The following is a 20,584-nucleotide window of genomic DNA, read 5'->3' as shown; positions in this document are numbered from 1 at the left end:
AATGAATATACAACTGAGGGCGTTTTCTTCGTCGTTCCGGCTGAAAACTCTTTAGCCAGACCGTGCCGCTGCGGGTCGCCACTCACTCACGGAACCGGCTTTCGCCTCGCTTTTTTTCGAGGCGTGCGTCCGGCCCGCAGCAGGCAACTTAATTGATTGGTTCTTAATGTCTTTCAAAAGCTTTCTACAACGCTTTTCCAAGCTGCGAGATCACGCGCAACCCGTGACTGTCGCCACCACGATGGAACGGTCTGCCAAACATCCAAGAACCAGCCGGTCCGAATATTCAGACCTATTCAAGGATGAACTCGCGACCCAACAGGCGGGCAGGCGTGACAAAGCAAAGGATGAAACAAGCCCGGTGAACTGAGCGGTTAGCTTTTCAGGCGGGCCGAACGTCCGCCGCGCCGTTTCGCAAGGCGTGGTTTGCGGGCGGGCAGAGCCTCCATGATTTCGGCGCGTTCGCTGCTGTCCATGCGGGACCAGCGCGCGATCTCATCAAGGGTGCGGTAACAGCCGGTGCAAATCTGCTCTGTCGGGTGGACAACACAGATCCGTACACAGGGGCTTTCGACCTCATCGCGCTGCCAAACCATGTTCGTCATTCGTGGTCTCCGACCCGTTACAAAAAGCGCAGCCTGTCCAGCGCTCCTTGCAAGATATACCCTGCTGCAACGTGATCAATAACCTGTCCGCGACGTTTTCGTGTCGTATCCGCCTCTAAAAGTGCCTTTTCTGCCGCAACTGTGCTCAGACGCTCGTCCCAGAAGCCGATGGGGCAGTCGGTCAGGCGGGTCAAGTTGCGGGCAAAAGCGCGGGTAGATTGGCAACGGGGGCCTTCGGTACCGTCCATATTTTTGGGCAGCCCGAGGATGACGCCACCGATCTCACGATCCTTGATCAACTCAAGCAAGCGCGCGGAATCGACGGTGAATTTCTTGCGACGCACGGTCTCCAGAGGGCTGGCCACCCCGCGCATCCGGTCCGAGACCGCCACGCCGATGGTCTTTTCACCCAGATCCAGCCCCATAAGCGCCGTCATCGGCGACAGGGAAGCGGCGAAGTCCTCAAAATCGTCGTGGATCATTGGGCAATACCGGCTTGCAGGGCGGCTGCGTCGATCATCTCAAGCGCCTCGGGGTTGTCGGCAAAGAGGATCTCGGCTTCGTCGCGAATATCTATTGCACGCTGGGCCTGACCCAAAACGCCAAGCGCCGCGATCAGGCGCGCCCAGTCCTGAGGAGGACCGCCCTCAGTCGCCAGGCGATCAGACAGACGGTCAACCATGCCTTGGATCATCTCTTGCCGTTCTTCCGGGGTCATCTCCGCTGCGGCGGCGACATCGTCCTGACTTGGGCCGGGCTGGCCCAATGAGCTGGGGTCGGGGCCGTTGAAAACCCCAGCGCGGAAGGCAAGCTCATCCAACTGGGTGCGAATGGCATCACCCCAGGGTGCGCCCACCGGCGCATCCCGCGCGGTGTCGACCCAGACACGATAGGCGAGGTCTGGACGTCCGGTCTGGGCCAGCATCTGCCCCCAGTAGTAGCGCGCCGGGCCGTGTCGGGGATCACGCTCAAGCGCGGCGGCCAGAATTTGCTCGGCTTCGGGCGAGACATAACCGCCTGCCGCAAGGATCATCTTTTCGGCCAGATCCGAGTAATCATCGGCTGTTGCCGCCTGACCCGAAAGCTCGATAACGCGTTGCTGCGCGGCATAAGCGGCCTTGAAGTTCCCCGCATTGGCTTCGTGCTGTGTCAGCAGGATATGCCCTTGCAGGTCATTCGGCCGGGCCGCCACGGTGTCGCGCAGTTGCTGGAGCAGCGTTGCGTAGCTTTCTTCCAGTTGTCGCGGCTGCGGCGGGGTGGCAAGGGCTTCGGCTGCTTCCTGCGCCGGGCGGTTCGTCCGGACCTCCTCGGCCAATGCCAGTCGTGCTGTCAGGGGTTGATCGGGCAAGCCGACGGCACCGGTTCGGTAGTACATCGCCAGCGCGCCGCCGATAACGATCAGCATCACGATCGCGATACTGACGACGGAAACCCCGCGCGACGGGCCCGAGGCCACCCGGTCACCCTGCATCTGGGCGTCCGCTGCCAGAATGCGGCGTGAGATCTCGGTACGGACCCTCTCGGCATCGGCTTCGCCAATGACTCCTCGGGCCAGATCACGGTCCACACCGGCCAGTTGTTCACGGTAGACGCGCAGATCGTAGGCTGCGGTTGGCTCGTCCGCGCGGCGGCCGCGCAAAAGCGTGTAGCCGAGGAACCCTGCGACCAGCAGCGCGATCAGACATGAAATGACCCAGAACGTCATGCTCTCTCCTGAAATTCTGCCCTGACTTAGACCTGCGGGCCGCCTAAAAAAAGGGACAAATGGCCGCGAATGTGCCACATGTCGCAATAGTGCTATATTGCGGCGTTGACCGGCGTGGATATACCCGGTCGACGCGGCATACCTGCGCCAATCACCGAACCGGATGGATTCGCTTATGAAACACTATTCAGCCTTTGCTGTCGCGCGCGAAGCGTTGCGCTATCATACCGGATGGGAGCGCGCATGGCGCTCGCCCGAGCCAAAGAAAAAATACGACGTCATCATCGTCGGTGCCGGGGGGCATGGTCTGGCGACCGCCTACTACCTTGGTAAAAACTACGGCATCCAGAATGTCGCCATCATCGAAAAAGGATGGCTGGGCGGCGGGAACACGGGCCGGAACACGACCATCATCCGGTCGAACTACCTGCAGGATCCTTCGGCGGCGCTCTATGAAAAGGCGCGGGGCCTCTATGAGGACCTGAGTCAGGACCTGAACTACAACATCATGTTCAGCCCCCGCGGCGTGATCATGCTGGCGCAGACTCAGCACGAAATTCGCGGCTATCAGCGCACGGCGCATGCCAACGCACTGCAGGGTGTTCAGACTGAGTGGATCGGACCCGAACGCGTGAAAGAGCTGGTACCGATCATCAATCTGGACGGTCCGCGTTATCCGGTTCTGGGTGGCCTTTGGCAGGAACGCGGCGGCACCGCGCGTCACGATGCGGTGGCGTGGGGCTATGCACGCGCCTGTTCGGCCATGGGCATGGACATTATCCAGAAATGCGAAGTCACCGGCGTGCGCTCGGACAATGGTCGCGTTGTTGGCGTTGATACAACCAAAGGCGCGATCGACTGCGACAAGCTGGGGATCGTCGTTGCAGGCCATTCCGGTCAGCTGGCCGAGATGGCAGGCTTCCGCTTGCCGCTGGAAGCCGTTGCGCTGCAGGCGCTGGTGTCCGAGCCGATCAAACCCTGCATGGACGTGGTCGTGATGGCCAACACCGTACATGGCTACATGTCACAGTCCGACAAGGGCGAGATGGTGATCGGCGGCGGTACCGATGGGTTCAACAACTTCACCCAGCGCGGCAGCTTCCATCACATCGAGGAAACCGTCCGCGCATTGGTTGAGACCTTCCCGATGATCTCGCGCCTGAAAATGCTGCGTCAGTGGGGCGGGATTGTGGATATGACCGGCGACCGGTCTCCGATCCTGTCGAAAACACCGCTGCAGGGCTGTTTCATCAACGCAGGTTGGGGCACCGGTGGCTTCAAGGCCATTCCGGGCTCGGGCTGGGGTATGGCACAGCTGATGGCGACAGGTCATTCACCGCTGACCGAGGCCTTCTCGATGGACCGCTTCAAAGAGGGCCGCTTCATCGACGAAAGCGTCGCCGCCGGGGTGGCGCACTAAGGGCTCTGCCCGAGGTGGCCACAACACAGAATTCTGGTCGGCCCGAGTGCCGACCGACCGAGAAAAGGATGACCATATGCTGATCCTGAATTGCCCCTATTGCGGCGTCGATGCCGAAGAAACTGAACTGGCCGCCGGCGGCGAAGCGCATCTGAAGCGCTATGGCCCCGGCTCGTCGGATGATGAATTCCACGACTACCTGTTCATGCGTGAGAACCCGAAAGGCGTTCATTTCGAACGTTGGCGCCACGCGAATGGCTGTGGCAAGTGGTTCCACGCGGCGCGCTGCACCAACACGCTTGAGGTGTTCGGCACATATCCGGCCCAGACCACCGAGCCACCGCAAGAAATCAAGGACGCCATCACCGCCAAGCGTCCCGGCTGGACGTGGAGAGAGTTTAAATGACCCACCCAGCCAACCGTAATTCCGCCTGCGAAAGGTCCGCAACATGAGCACCCGTCTCGCAAATCAAGGCCGGCTGATTGACCGGTCGAAACAGGTTACCTTTACCTTCAACGGCACCTCGATGCAGGGCTATGAAGGCGATACCCTTGCATCCGCCCTGTTGGCCAACGACCAGATGATGATGGGCCGGTCGTTCAAATACCACCGTCCACGCGGCGTCGTCGCAAGTGGCGCGGAAGAGCCGAACGCTCTGGTCGGTTTGGGCGAAGGCAACCGGTTTGAACCGAACCAGCGCGCCACCACGACCGAGCTGTTCAACGGTCTGACGTCTGTATCGCAGAACCACTGGCCGAACCTCGAGTTCGACATCGGGTCGATCAACACCCATCTGTCGCGCTTCCTGCCGGCTGGCTTCTACTACAAGATGTTCATCCATCCGAAGCCGTTCTGGAAACACGTCTACGAGCCGTTCATCCGTCAGTCCGCCGGGCTGGGCAAAGCGCCCGACAAGGACAATCGTGATGCAGACACCTATGAGCATTTCTACCACTTCACCGATGTACTGGTGATCGGTGGCGGTGTCGCTGGTCTGCAGGCGGCTAAGGCGGCGGCTCAGTCCGGTGCCAAGGTCATGCTGATCGAGCAGACCGCGCATTGGGGTGGTCGTGCTCCTGTTGATGGTGGAACGATCGACGGTGAGCCTGTGGATAAGTTCGTGGAACAATTAGTTTCTGAACTCGAAACAATGGACAACGTCATCCTGCGCAATCGCTGCATGGGGGCAGGGGTTTATGACCACGGTTATGTACTGGGCTACGAACGCCTGACGGACCACACTCCGGGCGTGCAAGGCCCGCGTCATCGCCTGTGGCGCATCCGTGCCAAACAGGTTGTCACAGCAACCGGCGCGATTGAGCGTCCGCTGTCTTTCGCGGGTAACGATGTTCCGGGCGTGATGTTGGCCTCGGCTATGCGGGATTATGTGGTGAACTGGGGCGTGACCCCCGGCGACCGCGTGATCGTTGCGACCAACAATGACGACGCCTATCGCACTGCAATTGCCCTCAAGAAAGCCGGTGTTGATGTTCTACGCGTGGTCGATGCGCGCGCAAGCGCCGGACCTCTGGCGGAAGAGGCGCGCCAACTGGGCATCCGTGTCGATCCCGGCAAGGCCATCGCCAAGGTCAAAGGCGGCAAGCGCGTCAAGAAAGTTGCGCTGTGCAACCAGGAAGGCATCGGTGGTGCGCGGGAAGAGGTCGAATGCGATGCAGTCGCCATGTCGGGCGGCTGGTCTCCGGTTGTTCACATGTGGTCGCATTGCGGCGGCAAGCTGATCTGGGATGAGGCGAACGCCCATTTCCGTCCTGACCCTGAACGTCCTCCGCTGGGTGCAGACGGTGAAGGTTTCGTGATCGCCGCGGGTTCGTCTAACGGTCCTCTGGCTCTCGGTGAAGTTCTGACCGACGCGGATGCCGCAGGCAAAGCAGCGGCGAAGGCGGCCGGTTACAAGGCAAAACGCACCAAGGCTCCTTCGGGCGAAACCACGGCCGAGGCTCCGATGGCCGCCGTTTGGCTGATGCCTGCGAATGCCGACATTCAGTTGCGCATGAAGTCGTGGCTGGACTTCCAGAACGACGTGAAGGTCTCGGACGTTCAGCTGGCTGCGCGCGAAGGTTATGAAAGCGTTGAACATACCAAGCGCTACACCACGCTGGGTATGGCGACCGATCAGGGTAAGTTGAGCAACATCAACGGCTTGGCGATCCTTGCTGATGCGCTGGATTCCGAGATTCCGAAGGTCGGTACCACGACGTTCCGTCCGCCCTATACGCCCATCTCGCTGGCGTCGATCGGTGGTGAAGCACGTGGTGAGGTGTTCCAGCCGATCCGTCAAACGCCGATGCACAACTGGCACGACCAGAATGGCGCAGACTGGGAGCCGGTCGGCCATTGGCGCCGGACCTATGCCTATGTCCGTCCTGGTGAATCCGTGCATGACGCGGTGAATCGTGAGGTAAAGAACACGCGCGAAAACCTCGGCCTGCTGGACGCCTCGACACTGGGTAAACTGATCGTCAAAGGCCCCGACGCGGGCAAGTTCCTGGACATGATGTACACCAACATGATGTCCACGCTGAAGGTTGGCAAATGTCGCTATGGCCTGATGTGTTCAGAGAACGGCTTCCTGATCGACGACGGTGTTGTTGCCCGCATCGACGAGGACACATGGCTGTGCCACACCACCACCGGGGGTGCCGAGCGCATCCATGGTCACATGGAAGAATGGCTACAGACCGAGTGGTGGGACTGGAAAGTCTACGTCGCCAACGTCACCGAGCAATACGCTCAGGTCGCGGTGGTTGGTCCCAACGCCCGCAAGGTGCTGGAGAAGCTGAACGCGCAAGCAGGCGGCGGCATGGATGTCTCGAAAGAGGCGCTGCCTTTCATGGAATGGCGTGACGGTAAGATCGGCGCGTTCGATGCGCGGGCCTACCGCATCTCGTTCTCGGGTGAACTGTCCTATGAAATCGCGGTTCCCGCATCTCAGGGTCAGGCGTTCTGGGATGCTCTGATCGACGCGGGCAAAGAATTCGGCGTTATGCCGTATGGCACCGAATGCCTGCACATCCTGCGGGCCGAGAAGGGCTTTATCATGATCGGGGACGAGACAGACGGCACCGTGATCCCGCAGGATCTGGGGCTGCATTGGGCGCTGTCCAAGAAGAAAGAGGATTACCTCGGCAAACGCGCCCATTCGCGGACCCATATGGCCGATTCAGGGCGTTGGAAACTGGTCGGTCTGGAGACTGTGGATGGATCGGTTCTGCCGGACGGAGCCTATGCGGTCGGCGAGGGCGTCAATGCCAACGGTCAGCGCAACATGATCGGGCGTGTGACCTCGACCTATTACTCGTCCAATCTGGACAAAGGCATCGCGATGGGTCTGATCAAGCACGGTCCTGACCGCATGGGCGAGATTGTCGAGTTCCCGGGAACCGATGGCAAAACCTACAAAGCCAAGATCGTCGATCCGATCTTCTACGACAAGGACGGGGAGAAGCAGAATGTCTGAACCCATCAGTGCACTGAACCACGCCAGCTATGACGGTATCGCCAAAGTGGCCGAGGTCGGCCTGCAGGGCATGATCACCCTGCGCGGCGATCTGTCCGACAAGGTGCTGGCCAAGGCTGTCAAGGATGCAACCGGGCAAAAAATGCCCGGCCAGCGTGAGGCTCTGGTCGATGGCGATACCGGCGTGTGCTGGATGTCCACCGATGAGCTGCTGGTGCTTGTGCCCTATGCCGAGGTTGAGGCCAAACTGGCCGAGATGGCCAACGCGCTTGGCGGTACGCATGCGCTGGCCGTCAATGTCTCGGACGCCCGTGCGGTGTTCTCAGTCACGGGCAGCAACGCGCGTGAAGTTCTGGGCAAGGTTGCTCCGGTCGATCTGTCACCTGCGGCTTTCCAACCCGGCCAAATTCGCCGTTCGCGTCTAGCTCAGGTGGCTGGTGCATTCTGGATGGACGACGCCGAGACCCTGCGCATCGTCTGCTTCCGTTCGGCGGCTGACTATGTGTTCAAACTGCTCAAGGTTGCGGCGCAGCCGGGCAGTGAGGTCGGGGTTTACTAACGAACCGACGACTGATGTAAAAAAAAGGCTCCGGTTTTGGCCGGAGCCTTTTGCGTTCCGACCTTGGGAATACCAGTTAAGAGTGATCGGAGGCCCGAACGGCGCCCACTTCAATCATGTAAAAGGATCGTTTGAAAGCGGCTGAGCGCCGCGGGTTCCAACAGCGCCTGTACCGTCACCGGCTGTTCGTTTTCGTCGCACAGATGGTTGTAGAACCTTAGGCTTTCTAGCAGGCTTTCCATACGGGAACGCCGGTTCGCCTCTTCCAAAAGTGGCGCATGCAGGGACAGAAACAAAGCGGGACGTTTCTGTTTCAGCCAGTCCAGTAACGTAGGCAGGACAAAGAACTCGGCCCCTTCGATATCCATTTTCACCAGCGAGACGCGGCTTAAATCCTGGGCGGCCTGGAACTGATCCCATGCGATTGTCAAAGCATCCGTTCCATGCGCTGCGTCATGCAAAAGGGAACTGGTGGAATCGCCCGGCTCTCCTCGGGTTGAGGCCATGCGGGCCACTCCGAACTGATCTGACAACGCCACCCCGAAGGCCGAGACATTGCGGATATCGTTCAGGTCCAGGTTCCAGGCCAGATGGCGAAACGCGGTCGGGTCGGGCTCAAAGCAATACACATGGCGGGCTTTGCGCGCACCGTAGAGGACTGTTGGCCCTATCCATGCGCCAGTATCCAGATAGTCGTTTTCCGAGGAAAGGAACTGATCGAGAACTGCGAAGGTCTCAGGCTCCCAATCTCCGGCCGAGGCTTTGCGCCAGAATTTCGAATGGTAGGGATCCAGCCGGAACGCCTGACCATTCAGGTTCCCAGCATAGTATCCGCGGGCGCGGTAAAACATCTTGCGCGCCTGTGTCAGCATCGCGGACCTCCGGGTTTTATTGTCTCGCCCCTTGACCTGCGGCGGTTGCCAAAGCATTTAACCCTTGGGAACCGCAACTTTTATTTTACAGGGGGCCGACATGGCTTTTGAACTTCCTGATCTTCCTTATGCACATGACGCGCTGGCAGCCAAGGGCATGTCCGCCGAAACGCTGGAATATCACCACGACCTGCACCACAAAGCCTATGTCGACAACGGCAACAAGCTGATCGCCGGCACCGAGTGGGACGGCAAGTCGCTGGAAGAGATCATCGTAGGGACCTACGACGCAAACGCCGTCGCACAGAACGGTATCTTCAACAACATCAGCCAGCTGTGGAACCACAACCAGTTCTGGGAGATGATGGGCCCCGGCGAAAGCGCGATGCCTGGTGAGCTTGAAAGTGCGCTGACCGAAAGCTTCGGCTCGGTTGACGAGTTCAAGTCGCAGTTCAGCGCGGCTGGCGCTGGTCAGTTCGGCTCGGGCTGGGCATGGCTGGTTAAGAACGCAGACGGCTCGCTGGCCGTGACCAAAACCGAAAACGGCGTGAACCCGCTGTGCTTTGGTCAGACCGCTCTGCTGGGTTGCGACGTGTGGGAGCATTCCTACTACATCGACTTCCGCAACAAGCGTCCGGCTTACCTGTCGAACTTCCTCGACAACCTGGTGAACTGGGAAAACGTCGCATCGCGCATGTGATCTGAGTGTCCCTTTCGGGAACAGGGGCCTGCTGGCGGAGACGCTGGCAGGCCTTTTTCATTGGTATAGTTTTCATGCCGCGCGGTTGGTCAATCCGCACTGCAAGCCTTGCGAGACCACCTCAACCGTGACAGTCCTGCTGTAACCAACTGGCAAACCGCCATTTTGACGATTGGACCTCAAGCTTGCGTGGAAACCATCTCATCGATCACGCGATTCTTCTGGCGGGCGTTACCTTGATGTGCGGGCCGGTTTGCCTGCTGCTTTGGCAGTTGCTCACGGCCCTTGATCTGCCCGAGTTGTGGGCCCTGGTTCAGCGGGTCTGGCGTGGTGGCCTCAGCAGCGCTGGCATTGGGGCAGGGGCGATGATGTGGAATTCGCTGGTCCTGGCCCTTGGCGTTGCCATCTTGAAAAGCGTGATGTCGATGATGGCCGCTTATGCGTTGGTGTTCTTTCGACTGCCCTGTAGCGGGTTGATCTACGGCGTGATCCTGATCGCGATGTTCTTTCCGATCGAGACCCGGATCCTGCCAACCTTCGCCGTAGCCAGTGATCTTGGGCTGCTGAATTCCTACGCCGGGATGATCCTGCCGATCACGGCCAGCGGTCTGGGCGTGCTGGTGTTCCGCCAATACATGCGCCAGATCCCTAATGAGGTGATGGAGGCTGCGCAGATGGACGGCGCCGGACCGCTTCGTGTACTGTTTGATATCATTGTCCCTCTGTCTCTGCCGATGATCGCGGCTGTGTTTGCGATCCTGTTTGTGCTGGGGTGGAACCAGTATGTCTGGCCGATCATGATCACCACCACCAGTCAGGACCATGACACCTTGGTGCGCGGCATGGCCTATTCGGGCTTTGGAGGAACGGCGGGTATGGTTCTGGCGCTTTTGGCGCTGCTGCCTCCGGCTGTGGTGGTGATTGGGCTGCAGCGTTGGCTGATGCGGGGTCTGACCGCAGGCATCCACTAGGTCCGCAATCTACTCGAACATGAAGCGCAGGTGAAAACTTGCCGATACGTCAAGTTTCGGTATGAGACGGGATTGTACCGGGTCCGCCAGTGCTTAAGTAAATAGAGCGGAGGGAGAGAACCGCACTCATTGGAAGCACAAGCAAACACCGCGCCAGAACGCTCTGGCCGCGAAGCAAAGAACTTGTGCCCAATACATGAGGGATAGCCATGGAAACCAATACGGGAGAGCATAATGGCTGCACTTGAACAGGGAACCTGGGTTGTTATCGCGGATGGGGAAAAGGCACTGTTCGTCGAGAACATCACTGATGCCGAAGACCCCAATCTGGTTGTTGTTTCGGTTGAGGAGCAAGAGGCGCAAGACCGCCCTACTGATCGGGCTGGGCGACGGTCTGATCCGGGGCCGAACCAGAAATCGGCGGTTGAGGAGCCGGACTGGAAATCCCATGCGAAATCGCTGTTCGTGCAGGACCTTGCCAATCTTTTGAACCGCAAAGGGCTGAAAGGCAAATTCCAAAGGCTTGTTCTAGTGGCCAGCCCCCATGTCCTGGGCCTGCTGCGTCGCAGGCTACATAGCGAGGTGCTGGCCAAAGTCGTGGCCGAGGTGGATAAAACCCTGACCAACCACCCGCTTCACAAGGTCGAACAGGTGCTGAAACAGCGCCTTCGCCCTGCGCCACGTCTGGCTTGAATGAAAACGGGCGGCCTCGGCCGCCCACATTTTTGCCTACCGCAAAGCGGCGATGACCGCGTCGGCATCCTCGACCCAAGTCACGAAACTTGACAGGGACTGATCGGCAAATCCCTGTTCGATCACCTGTTCCAGCAGATCGCGGAGCTTATCCCAGTAGCCCCCCACATTCACCACCACAATCGGCTTGTCATGCAGGCCCAACTGCCGCCATGTCAGGGCCTCGAACAACTCATCCAGTGATCCCGGCCCTCCGGGCAGGACCACGACGGCATCCGCATTCATGATCATGACTTTCTTGCGCTCGTGCATCGTCTCGGTGATCACGTAGTGCGTCAGGTCGCTTTTGCCGACCTCGCGCTGGACCAGATGCACTGGGATAACACCGAAGGTCTCGCCACCGGCAGATTGCGTGGCGCGCGCAACTTCCCCCATCAGACCCACATCTCCGGCCCCGTAAACGAGCCGCCAGCCTTCCTGCGCCAGCGCTGCTCCCAACTGCTTGGCGGAGTCAGAATAGGCGGGATTGTTGCCATTGCGTGACCCGCAATACACACAGACGGATTTCTGGGACATGACAGGTGCGCTCCGGGCTTGTTTCAGACGTTTTGACCCCTGATAGCGAGATTGATAGGTTGGCTCAACTGTCCGCCGGAACACGAGTCACTCACATCAGTTTCGCGGCGGAATGAAAGGGAAAGAATGAACGGCACATCGGGAAGCGGAAGCTCGGGCAGCTTCATCTGGGGGCTGCTTGTCGGCCTTGTGGCAATTCTTGCGGCCGGTGGTCTGTATTTGTCGGGTGTGTTTTCAAGCAGCCCCGAACCCGTACAGGAACAGGTTGAGGTTGCAGAGGAAACTCCAGCGCCGGAGGTTGCACCCGAAGAAGAGGCCTCGCAGGAGCCCGCACCCGAGTCAGAGGAGGCTACCGCCGAGGCTGAGGAACCTGCCGCAGAAGAACCCGAAGCCCAGCCCGAAGAAGTTGCAGTTGAGGCTACCCCTTCGACACCTCCGGCGTTGGACCAGGTTTTCGTGTCGCCGGACGGTAGCGCGTTGCTGTCGGGTGAGGCAGAGCCGGGCAGTGACGTTGATGTGGTGCTGAACGGCGAGATCGTGCATCAGTTTTCGGTCGATGAGACGGGCGAGTTCGCCGAATTCGTTGCGGTCCCATACAGCGATGATCCACGTGGCCTTGTTTTGCAGTCTACCGATGGGGATGAAACCGTTCGATCTGACGACTATCTGATAGCAGCCCTGCCAGAACCCGCCCCCGAGGAGCCAGCGCCAACGGTTGAGGAAACGTCCTCGGAACCGGAAGTTGCTGAAGATCCCGAGCCTGAGGCGGAAGATACGACTGTGGCAAATGTTGAGCCTGAGCAGTCGACGGAAACCGCAGACGCGGGTACCGAAGCCGCGGAAGCCGGTACGGAAACTGCAGACGCGGGTGCGGAAGCCGAGAACACCAGTACAGAAATTGCAGATGCCGGTGCCGAAACCCAGAACACTGGTGCGGATACAGAAAAGGCCGTTGTTGAGGCTGAATCGACCTCGGAAGAAGCAACCGAAACCCCTGCTGAAAGCCAACAGGTTGCCATCCTGCGTTCAGGCGAGGATGGGGTAGAGTTGGTGCAATCCCCGTCCGAAGAAAACTCCGCGCCCCAGCAGGTTGAGCTGGACACAATCGGCTATTCAGACACCGGCGACGTGCAACTGACGGGCCGTCTGAACGAAGGGTCTGCTGTGCGGATCTATCTGAACAACCGGCTGGTGGCCGATGTAACACCGGAAGACGATGGCAATTGGCGGGGTGACCTCGAGGGAATTGATCCCGGCGTCTACACCCTGCGAGTGGACGAGGTGCATTCCGACGGCACAGTCCTCAGCCGGGTTGAGACGCCTTTCAAACGTGAACCCGTCGAGGTGTTGCAGGCGGCAGAGGCGCAGACCTCGGAGCAACCGCAGGAAACCCCTGCACCGATCCGGTCGGTCACGGTTCAGGCGGGCGACACTCTGTGGGCCATCTCGCGCGAGAGGTTCGGAGACGGTGTGCTGTACGTTCGCTTGTTCGACGCCAACCGCGAGCTGATCCGCGACCCGGACCTGATCTTCCCGGGGCAGGTGTTCACCATTCCTGAATAAGCTCAGGCTCTGGCCTTTCTCGGGCCGGGGCCCATATTGCACTTCACACTAGGCAGGTAATGCGACGTATGCCCCCCAATACATCGGACGAATTGGCCGGAATTGACGAGCGCCGCTCTGGCTGGCGGACGATACGCAAGGTTGCGCCCTATATGTGGCCTGATGATGAGCCATGGGTGAAGCGACGCGTTGTGATTGCCATGGCGATGCTGGTGTTGGCCAAGCTGATCGCTGTCTATACGCCGATCCTCTACAAAGGCGCGGTGGACGGTCTGGCGGGCGAGGGCGTGCCTCCTCTGGCCCTTGGCGCTGTTGGGTTGACTGTGGCCTATGGTGTCGCCCGGATGATGACCGTGGGCTTTCAACAATTGCGCGATGCAGCCTTTGCCCCTGTTGGCCAACGGGCCTTGCGTGCGCTCGCGTTGGAGACCTTTCAGCATATCCACCAACTGTCCATGCGCTATCACGTTGGACGCCGGACAGGCGGCCTCAGCCGGATCATCGAGCGTGGGGTCAAGGGGGTCGAGTTCCTTTTGCGGTTCCTGCTGTTCTCGATCGGGCCGCTGATCCTGGAGCTGCTGCTGGTCGCCATCATCCTGATGTGGCTGTTCGATGTCTGGTATCTGGTCGTCGTGGCCGTCACTATTGCGCTTTACATCTGGTTTACTTTTGCCGTCACCGAATGGCGCGTGAAGCTGCGCCGCGAGATGAATGATCAGGATACCGAGGCGAACCAGCGCGCCATCGACAGCCTGCTGAATTTCGAAACCGTCAAGTATTTCAACGCAGAACAGCGTGAAGCGAACCGGTACGACGTGTCGATGAAGGCCTATGCCGGGGCGGCTTTGAAAACCGCCTATTCGCTGGCCTTCCTGAATTTCGGGCAGTCCTTCCTGATTACCTGCGGCCTTATCGGGGTGATGGTTCTGGCTGCGATTGGGGTCCAGAACGGCACGCTAACGGTTGGCGATTTCGTCATGGTGAATGCCTACATGATCCAGATCACCGTACCGCTGAATTTTCTGGGGACGGTGTATCGCGAGATCCGACAAGCACTGGTCGATATGGGCCAGATGTTCGACCTGCTGGAACAACCTGCAGAGGTGAAAGACAAGCCGGGCGCCCCAGACCTGAAGGTCAACGGAGGCGAGGTGACCCTGCAAGATGTGCGCTTTGGCTATGACTCGGAGCGCGAGATCCTCAAAGGGGTGTCGCTGACGGTGCCTGCTGGGCAGACCGTTGCCATTGTGGGCGCGACTGGGTCCGGTAAATCCACCATCGGGCGGTTGTTATTCCGGTTCTACGACGTGACGGGCGGGGCATTGAAGATTGATGGTCAGGACGTGCGGGATGTGCGTCAAACCAGTCTGCACGCGGCCATCGGCGTCGTGCCGCAGGACACGGTGCTGTTCAACGACACCATCCGCTACAACATTGCCTATGGCCGTGACGGCGCAACGCAGGACGATGTTGAAGAGGCTGCGCGTGCGGCACAAATCCACGATTTCATCGCCTCTCTGCCCGAAGGATATGACACCAAGGTGGGTGAGCGTGGGCTCAAGCTGTCAGGCGGAGAAAAGCAGCGTGTCGGCATCGCGCGGACGCTGCTCAAGAACCCGCCCATTCTGCTGCTGGATGAGGCGACCTCTGCACTCGACACCGATACTGAGCAAGAGATCAAGGATGCCTTGGCCCGAGCGGGTGAAGGACGGACCGTGATCACCATCGCGCACCGTCTGAGCACGATTGCCGAGGCTGACCAGATTGTGGTTCTGGACAGCGGTGAGATCATCGAACAGGGCACCCATGATGCGCTTTTGGCGCGCGAAGGCCGTTATGCCCAATTGTGGAGCCGCCAGCAGGCCGACACACAGGCTGCCTGAGATTTTCCGTTTGACGCGGCTCGTCCTCTGGTTGACACCTTAACGAGCGCGCTATCGCGCCAGGTTTGGTTTTGCCATCGAACAGGAAAGAGCAAAGAATGAAGAAAATCGTCGCATCCTTGACACTCGGTTTGACACTCGCGGCATCTGCCGCATCAGCCGAAGATCTGGAGTTTCTGCTGATCAATGAAACAAGTGCGGATCTGGTCGAATTCAATGTCTCCCCGGCCTCATCCGGCAGCTGGGAGGGGAACCTTCTGCAGGGGGGATACCTCGCGCCAGACTATGAGATCGATGTGTTGATCGCGGATGGGCTTGTGACCTGCGTCTACGACATTCGCGGCGTGTTTGATGACGGCAGCGCGGTTGAGGATTACGACCTGGACCTGTGCGACCTGGGCGAATACGCGTTCTCGGAATAGAAAAACGTTTGAAGAAACGAAAAATGGCGGGCCATCGACTCGCCATTTTTTGTTGGTTATTCGGCTGCTTTTAGCGGTGACCCAGGCGGGATTGTCGGGTGGTCCTCTTCCGTCCCTGTGGCCTGCTTGGGCCGAGGCACAGGCTGTTCGTCCCAGACGATCTCAGTCGCTTGCGCGGCCCGTGCGCTTTGGCCGATAGCCATGTCCTGCGCGATCTGGCTGGACCGGCCCGCTGTGACCCGCGCCAGAAGTTTGCCCAGCCAGATGGCATAGGTTGTCACCCAAACCCGCAGGGCCAGCATCGATGGCGTCACGATCAGGGTCAGCACGGTGGCGATGCCGAGGCCAAAGACCACAGCGGTGGCCAGCTGTTTCCACCACAGTGCTGTCGGGCTGTCGATGGTGTAGCCACCATTGATGAAGTCCAGCGACAGGCCAAACATCATCGGCGTCAGACCGGCCATAGTGGTCAGCGTTGTCAGCAGAACGGGGCGAATCCGAGCCTCAGCCGTACGCACGATCGCGTCGATCCGCGGCATGTAGCGGCTGTACTCCTGATAGGTGTCAATGAGAACGATATTGTTGTTCACAACAATCCCTGCCAGAGCGACGATCCCCGTACCGGTCATGATGATCGAGAAGGGTTGCTCCATCACCAGCATCCCGATCAGAACGCCGGTCGTCGACAGTACTACCGCCAGCAAAACCAGAACCGAGTTGTAAAAGCTGTTGAATTGCGCCAGCAGGATCACGAACATCAGCCCTAGGGCCGCCAGAAACGCGCTGGACAGAAAGGCCTGGCTTTCGGCCTGTTCTTCCTGATCACCGGTCCATTCCCATGTGATCGAAGGGTCGAACGGGTTGGTGTTCAGCCATTCGGTCAGAACGGCGATACGTTCGTTGGGATTGATCGGCGCGATGCTGGCCTCGCCATTCTCAATGGCGGTCCGCAGCTCTTCAGTTGTCTCAGCCCCGGTCAATTGCACCAGATCGTACTGCTTGCCATTGGGCGCAGTGATCGCGGCTGAGGAGGGCTCAGCCTCATCCGCAACCGCGCGCAGAACGGCCAAACGTTTTTCACCACCGTCTGGTCCAGCGACTACTGCTTTGCTGAGGCCAGTTTCGACATCGGCTTTGACGTCATAATAGCGTTCCTGATCAACACGGTTGATTTCAGCCAGTTTGGCGACCGGCTGACGGGTGACGAAGTTGGAAAGAGGCACGAGGCCGTCCGCCGTGCGCACCTTCAACGTGTCCAGCGTTGACAGGACGCGATCTTCTTCGGGTAGGCGGACGCGGATCTCGATCTCTTCATCCGTGGTGTCGGGGCGCATCTCGCCCAGAAGAATACCGCGCGTGACCAGCTGCACCATGGCCCCAACAGTGGCCACATCGGCGCCAAATCGGCCTGCTTTGGCGACGTCAACGTCGATCTGCCAGTCGATGCCGGGCAGGGGCAGAGTGTCTTCTATCTTGATCAGGCCGGGGGTCGTGTCGAAAACCTCTCGGGCGGCGACAGTAGCAGCAGTCAGCGGCTCCCACCCGTCGCCCTTGATCCGCAGATGCACGGGCTTGGCCGAGGCGGGGCCTTGTTCCAGCGCCAGAATCTCAACCTCGAAACCGGGCAGCTCGGCTAGTTGGGTGTTCAGTTCTTCCAGAACATAGTCACCATCATATTCGGGGGCGATGAAATGCCGGTCGAACAGCCCGCCCAGAATGGGCTCCGAGACGTTGGGGCGGTCTTCCCATGGGATGATTTCGAACTGGACGCGTCCAACCGTGTCTGCCGGGTCTTGCGCGCCGCCATTGTTCTGCGTCAGCCCACCTTCGCCCGCAAACGAGAAGACGTTGATCACGGCCGGGTGCGCGGAAATCACCTGTTCGGCGGCCAGCACCATGGCGTCTTTTTCCATCAACGAAAGGTTGCCCCGCGCGCGGACGTAAGCCGTGGCCTGTTCCGGCTCGCTTTCGACGAAGAACTCAACGCCCCGGTTGTTTTCGCCGAACACCGAAATCACCGTCATCACAGCCATGATAACTGCTGCGATCGAGACGATCGGCATCACCGGATTGCCAACGAGGAACTTGATGACATAGCCGAAGGGCGTGTGTTCCTTTGTCGTGTGAACCTTGGTGTCGGGTTTGCGCTCGATCCGGGCCGCACCCAATGTGACCGACCCGGCGAAGGCTCCGAGGATCATCAGAACGGCCCCAAGGAGCGAACCACCGCCCTCGACCAGATAGGAGGGGTTCAGCACCTGCATTGCGCCGAGGAAGACCAGATAGAAGGACGGGGGGACTAGAACGGCGCGCAGCCACCAAGGCGTGCGACCGCGCAACCAGTCAGAGGCTCGGTCGAAGATGCGGCTCAACCGGCCCGAGACGCCGCCCATAACCGGCAGGTAGATCAGGGCCACGATCAGCGACGCGGAGAGAACAAAGATCAGCGTGACCGGTAGCATGCCCATGAACTCACCCGGAATACCGGGCCAGAACAGCATCGGCAGGAAGGCACAGAGGGTCGTGGCCGTGGAGGAGACGATGGGCCAGAACATGCGCTGCGCCGCCTCGACATAGGCATGCATCGGGCCGACCCCCTCTTTGATGCGTTTGTCGGCGTATTCGACCACAACGATCGCGCCATCCACCAGCATACCAACGGCCAGGATCAGACCGAACATCACGATGTTCGAAATGCTGACCCCCATGACCGCGAGAAAGGCAAAGCACAGTAGGAACGAGGTTGGAATCGCAAAGCCCACCAACAGCGCTGCCCGCGACCCCAGCGAGGCAAGGACGACAATCATCACCAGCGCAATCGCCGTAAGGACCGAGCCCTCCAACTGGCTGACCATGGACCCTACGATCCGGCTTTGGTCGTTCGAGGTGCCCACATCCACCGCCGCCTGCAATTCGGCAGGCCATTTGGTTTGCGCTTCGGCAATCGTTGCTTTGACCTGCTCGACCGTGTCGATCAGGTTGAAGCCTTTGCGCTTGACCACCTGCAAAGCGACGGTCGGCACGTTGTCGAACCGGGCCGTGCCTTCGCGGTCTTCAAACGTATAGTTGATCTCGGCCAGCTCACCCAGAGTAACCACGCGGTCGCCGTTGACCTTGATCGGCAAGCCGTACACGTCCTGCGCGGTTTTGAAGGACGAGGGGATCTTGACCGAAAAGGCCCCTTGCGCGCTGTCCACTTCGCCCGCTGCAATCAACTGGTTGTTGTTTTGCACAACCGTGATCAGCTCATTCGCGGTGACGTTGTAGGCCTCAAGGCGCAGAGGGTCGATGATGACCTCAAGTAGTTCATCCCGGTTGCCAGCGATTCCGGCCTCAAGCACGGAATCAAGCGCTTCGATATCGTCCTGCAGGTCCTTGGCGATGCGCGCCATAGTCCGTTCGGGCACGGCACCGGTCAGGTTGACGATAACGATGGGGAACTCGGAGAAGTTCAGCTCGCTCAGGGAATATTGCTCGGCCCCATCCGGGAACTCGGCCTGTGCGCTGTTCATTGCATCGCGGACATCGGCAGTGATCGCGGTCTTGTCCCAGCCGAATTCGAACTCAAGGAACAGGCCTGCATAGCCTTCGGCGGCAGTGGCGGTCATCTCTTTCAGACCATCCAGATCTGCCAGCTCGGTCTCCATCGGTTTGACCAGCAGGTTCTCGGAATCCTCTGCCGAGATTCCGGGGAAAACGACCGACACGAAAAGGGCAGGGACCTCGATATCCGGCTCGCCCTCTTTCGGTAGATTGACATAGGCGAACCCGCCGATGACCAGCGAAATCAGGATGAAAGCCAGAACCATGCGGGCCCGGTCGGCGGCCCAGCTGACGATACCCGTCATTGCGTGACCTCCTGATAGGTTGGGTTCACAGTGACGCCTTTGACGACGAACTCCTGCCCGACCACGATGATGTCTGTGGTTTCCGGCAGCCCGTCGATCCAAACGCCCTCGGCCGTGTCGCGCAACACGCGGACCGGCATGAAATCGACCACATCGCCCGCGCCGACGGTGCGTACGCCCAATTGCCCTTCATTGCTGAGGGTCAGTGCTGATTGCGGCAGCAGATGCGCCTTGGCCCCTTCGGCCGAGATACGGATTGTCGCTGTCTGGCCATCGCGAATAGTCAGGTCTTCGTTCGGCACGGTGATCTCGACCTCAAAGGTGCGGGTTGTCTCATCTGCCGAGCGGCTGAGGAAGGTCACGCGGCCTTCGACCTGACGACCGGTGACCAACTGAGCCGAAGCCAGCGCCCCGACCTGAACGCGGTTAACTTCGGTCTCGGGCACGAATCCAACAAGCTTGATCGGGTCCAGCTGGATGATCGTGGCGCAGAGCGTTCCAGGCTGCATTAAGCTGCCCAATTCGGCGGTGTCGCTTTCCAGCAGGCCTTGAAACGGGGCCTCAATCGTCAGCCGATCCATTTCACGTTGGGCGGCTTCAACCTCGGCCGCGGCGGATTCGATTCCAGCGCGGGTTGCTTCCAGCCCGGCTTCAGCCGATTTGATGCCTGCCTCGGCGCTGCTCATCGCGGCCTCGGAGGAGACGCGGCGGGTTTCCGAACCAAAGCCCGTCTCGGACAGTTTGCGGGCCGCTTTCAGGTTGATATCGGCCTCGGCCACCAAAGCATGTGCTTCTTCCAGACGCGCCTCGGCCTCGGGGATGCGGCTTTCGGCCTCAAGCTTGCCTGCCTTCGCTTCGGCTAGGCTGGCGGGGCGGGTGCCGGGATCAAGCTCACACAGCAGATCGCCCGCCTCAACAAAAGCACCGCGGCGCATAGGTTCTGAGATTACGGTCGAGGTCGTCTCGGCCAGCACTTCGACCTGACGGTTGGCTTTTGTTTGGCCGCGCAGCAGGACGGCGCTGTCAATCTCGCGCGCGACCGAGCGCAGGGCGACCACGCGCACAGCATTTTCATTGGCTATCGAAACCACCGCCTCTTCGGTCTCTGATGAGGCGCTTTCCTCTACGTCACCTCGGCCTGCAAAGGCGAACAGCGCGTCACGCTCAAAAACAAGGAAATACAGCGCGACAATCACCAAGGCGGCATTGATGAATGAAATCAGACGCATAAAGCTGGTCTCCTTAAAAAATTCGCCGGCTTAGACCGGGGTAGTATAGTGAAAGATGG

17 protein-coding genes are annotated in these 20,584 nt (G+C 59.7%); 10 read left to right on the top strand and 7 right to left on the bottom strand.

What is annotated here, in order from left to right:
- Positions 1-374 precede the first annotated feature (374 nt).
- Genes ACP15L_RS03000 through ccmI form a run of 3 tightly spaced genes read right to left on the bottom strand, consistent with a single transcriptional unit; the run spans position 375 to position 2,310 of the window.
- Positions 375-605, bottom strand: coding sequence for a DUF1289 domain-containing protein (locus tag ACP15L_RS03000; RefSeq protein WP_170374099.1), 231 nt, complete (start codon positions 603-605; stop codon positions 375-377).
- 17 nt (positions 606-622) lie between these two features.
- Positions 623-1,087, bottom strand: coding sequence for a Holliday junction resolvase RuvX (ruvX, locus tag ACP15L_RS02995; RefSeq protein WP_170465968.1), 465 nt, complete (start codon positions 1,085-1,087; stop codon positions 623-625).
- Positions 1,084-2,310 (bottom strand): c-type cytochrome biogenesis protein CcmI, encoded by a 1,227-nt coding sequence (ccmI, locus tag ACP15L_RS02990; RefSeq protein WP_425083057.1) that lies wholly within the window; start codon positions 2,308-2,310, stop codon positions 1,084-1,086. Before ccmI ends, ruvX begins: the two co-directional genes overlap by 4 nt.
- 175 nt (positions 2,311-2,485) lie before the next feature.
- On the opposite strand from ccmI, the gene ACP15L_RS02985 reads away from it, so the two are divergent.
- From ACP15L_RS02985 to ACP15L_RS02970, 4 genes are all read left to right on the top strand, one after another.
- Positions 2,486-3,730 carry a sarcosine oxidase subunit beta family protein gene (locus ACP15L_RS02985; RefSeq protein WP_170666423.1) on the top strand — a complete coding sequence of 415 codons (1,245 nt, stop codon included), beginning with the start codon at positions 2,486-2,488 and terminating at the stop codon, positions 3,728-3,730.
- Between the two features lie 76 nt (positions 3,731-3,806).
- The gene (locus tag ACP15L_RS02980) at positions 3,807-4,136 is read left to right on the top strand and encodes a sarcosine oxidase subunit delta (protein ID WP_419739951.1); all 330 of its coding nucleotides are present in this window, start codon (positions 3,807-3,809) and stop codon (positions 4,134-4,136) included.
- A gap of 43 nt (positions 4,137-4,179) precedes the next feature.
- Positions 4,180-7,209: a sarcosine oxidase subunit alpha family protein gene (locus tag ACP15L_RS02975; RefSeq protein ID WP_425083056.1), complete on the top strand. Its 3,030-nt coding sequence runs from the start codon at positions 4,180-4,182 to the stop codon at positions 7,207-7,209.
- On the top strand, positions 7,202-7,768 hold the full coding sequence (locus tag ACP15L_RS02970; protein WP_170676523.1) for a sarcosine oxidase subunit gamma family protein: 567 nt from the start codon (positions 7,202-7,204) through the stop codon (positions 7,766-7,768). The genes ACP15L_RS02975 and ACP15L_RS02970 overlap by 8 nt, the downstream gene beginning before the upstream one ends.
- A 110-nt stretch (positions 7,769-7,878) precedes the next feature.
- Here ACP15L_RS02970 and ACP15L_RS02965 read toward each other — a convergent pair whose 3' ends face one another.
- Positions 7,879-8,640: an FkbM family methyltransferase gene (locus tag ACP15L_RS02965; RefSeq protein WP_425083055.1), complete on the bottom strand. Its 762-nt coding sequence runs from the start codon at positions 8,638-8,640 to the stop codon at positions 7,879-7,881.
- Positions 8,641-8,740: 100 nt separating this feature from the next.
- On the opposite strand from ACP15L_RS02965, the gene ACP15L_RS02960 reads away from it, so the two are divergent.
- The 3 genes from ACP15L_RS02960 (at position 8,741) to ACP15L_RS02950 (ending at position 11,004) form a co-directional block, all read left to right on the top strand.
- Entirely contained in the window at positions 8,741-9,340 is a 600-nt protein-coding gene (locus tag ACP15L_RS02960; RefSeq protein WP_170676522.1) for a superoxide dismutase, read from the top strand.
- A 185-nt stretch (positions 9,341-9,525) separates the two neighbouring features.
- On the top strand, positions 9,526-10,311 hold the full coding sequence (locus tag ACP15L_RS02955; RefSeq protein ID WP_425083054.1) for an ABC transporter permease subunit: 786 nt from the start codon (positions 9,526-9,528) through the stop codon (positions 10,309-10,311).
- Positions 10,312-10,545: 234 nt separating this feature from the next.
- Complete coding sequence (locus ACP15L_RS02950) at positions 10,546-11,004, top strand: host attachment family protein (RefSeq protein WP_170639532.1); 459 nt, start codon at positions 10,546-10,548, stop codon at positions 11,002-11,004.
- 36 nt (positions 11,005-11,040) lie between these two features.
- Here the strand turns inward: ACP15L_RS02950 and ACP15L_RS02945 are convergent, their stop codons facing one another.
- Positions 11,041-11,580, bottom strand: a complete 540-nt coding sequence (locus ACP15L_RS02945; protein WP_425083053.1) for a TIGR00730 family Rossman fold protein — start codon at positions 11,578-11,580, stop codon at positions 11,041-11,043.
- 126 nt (positions 11,581-11,706) lie between these two features.
- On the opposite strand from ACP15L_RS02945, the gene ACP15L_RS02940 reads away from it, so the two are divergent.
- From ACP15L_RS02940 to ACP15L_RS02930, 3 genes are all read left to right on the top strand, one after another.
- Positions 11,707-13,143 (top strand): LysM peptidoglycan-binding domain-containing protein, encoded by a 1,437-nt coding sequence (locus ACP15L_RS02940; protein ID WP_425083052.1) that lies wholly within the window; start codon positions 11,707-11,709, stop codon positions 13,141-13,143.
- 68 nt (positions 13,144-13,211) lie between these two features.
- Complete coding sequence (locus ACP15L_RS02935; RefSeq protein ID WP_425083051.1) at positions 13,212-15,026, top strand: ABCB family ABC transporter ATP-binding protein/permease; 1,815 nt, start codon at positions 13,212-13,214, stop codon at positions 15,024-15,026.
- Positions 15,027-15,124: 98 nt separating this feature from the next.
- Positions 15,125-15,448, top strand: a complete 324-nt coding sequence (locus ACP15L_RS02930) for a hypothetical protein (RefSeq protein ID WP_425083050.1) — start codon at positions 15,125-15,127, stop codon at positions 15,446-15,448.
- Between the two features lie 56 nt (positions 15,449-15,504).
- Here the strand turns inward: ACP15L_RS02930 and ACP15L_RS02925 are convergent, their stop codons facing one another.
- On the bottom strand, positions 15,505-19,296 hold the full coding sequence (locus ACP15L_RS02925) for an efflux RND transporter permease subunit (protein ID WP_425083049.1): 3,792 nt from the start codon (positions 19,294-19,296) through the stop codon (positions 15,505-15,507).
- Complete coding sequence (locus ACP15L_RS02920; protein WP_425083048.1) at positions 19,293-20,525, bottom strand: efflux RND transporter periplasmic adaptor subunit; 1,233 nt, start codon at positions 20,523-20,525, stop codon at positions 19,293-19,295. The genes ACP15L_RS02925 and ACP15L_RS02920 overlap by 4 nt, the downstream gene beginning before the upstream one ends.
- Positions 20,526-20,584 lie beyond the last annotated feature (59 nt).

The organism is Ruegeria profundi, from assembly GCF_049800715.1.
In the GTDB taxonomy this organism is placed as follows: Bacteria; Pseudomonadota; Alphaproteobacteria; order Rhodobacterales; family Rhodobacteraceae; genus Ruegeria; species Ruegeria profundi_A.
This window is presented reverse-complemented; position numbering and strand designations above follow the sequence as displayed.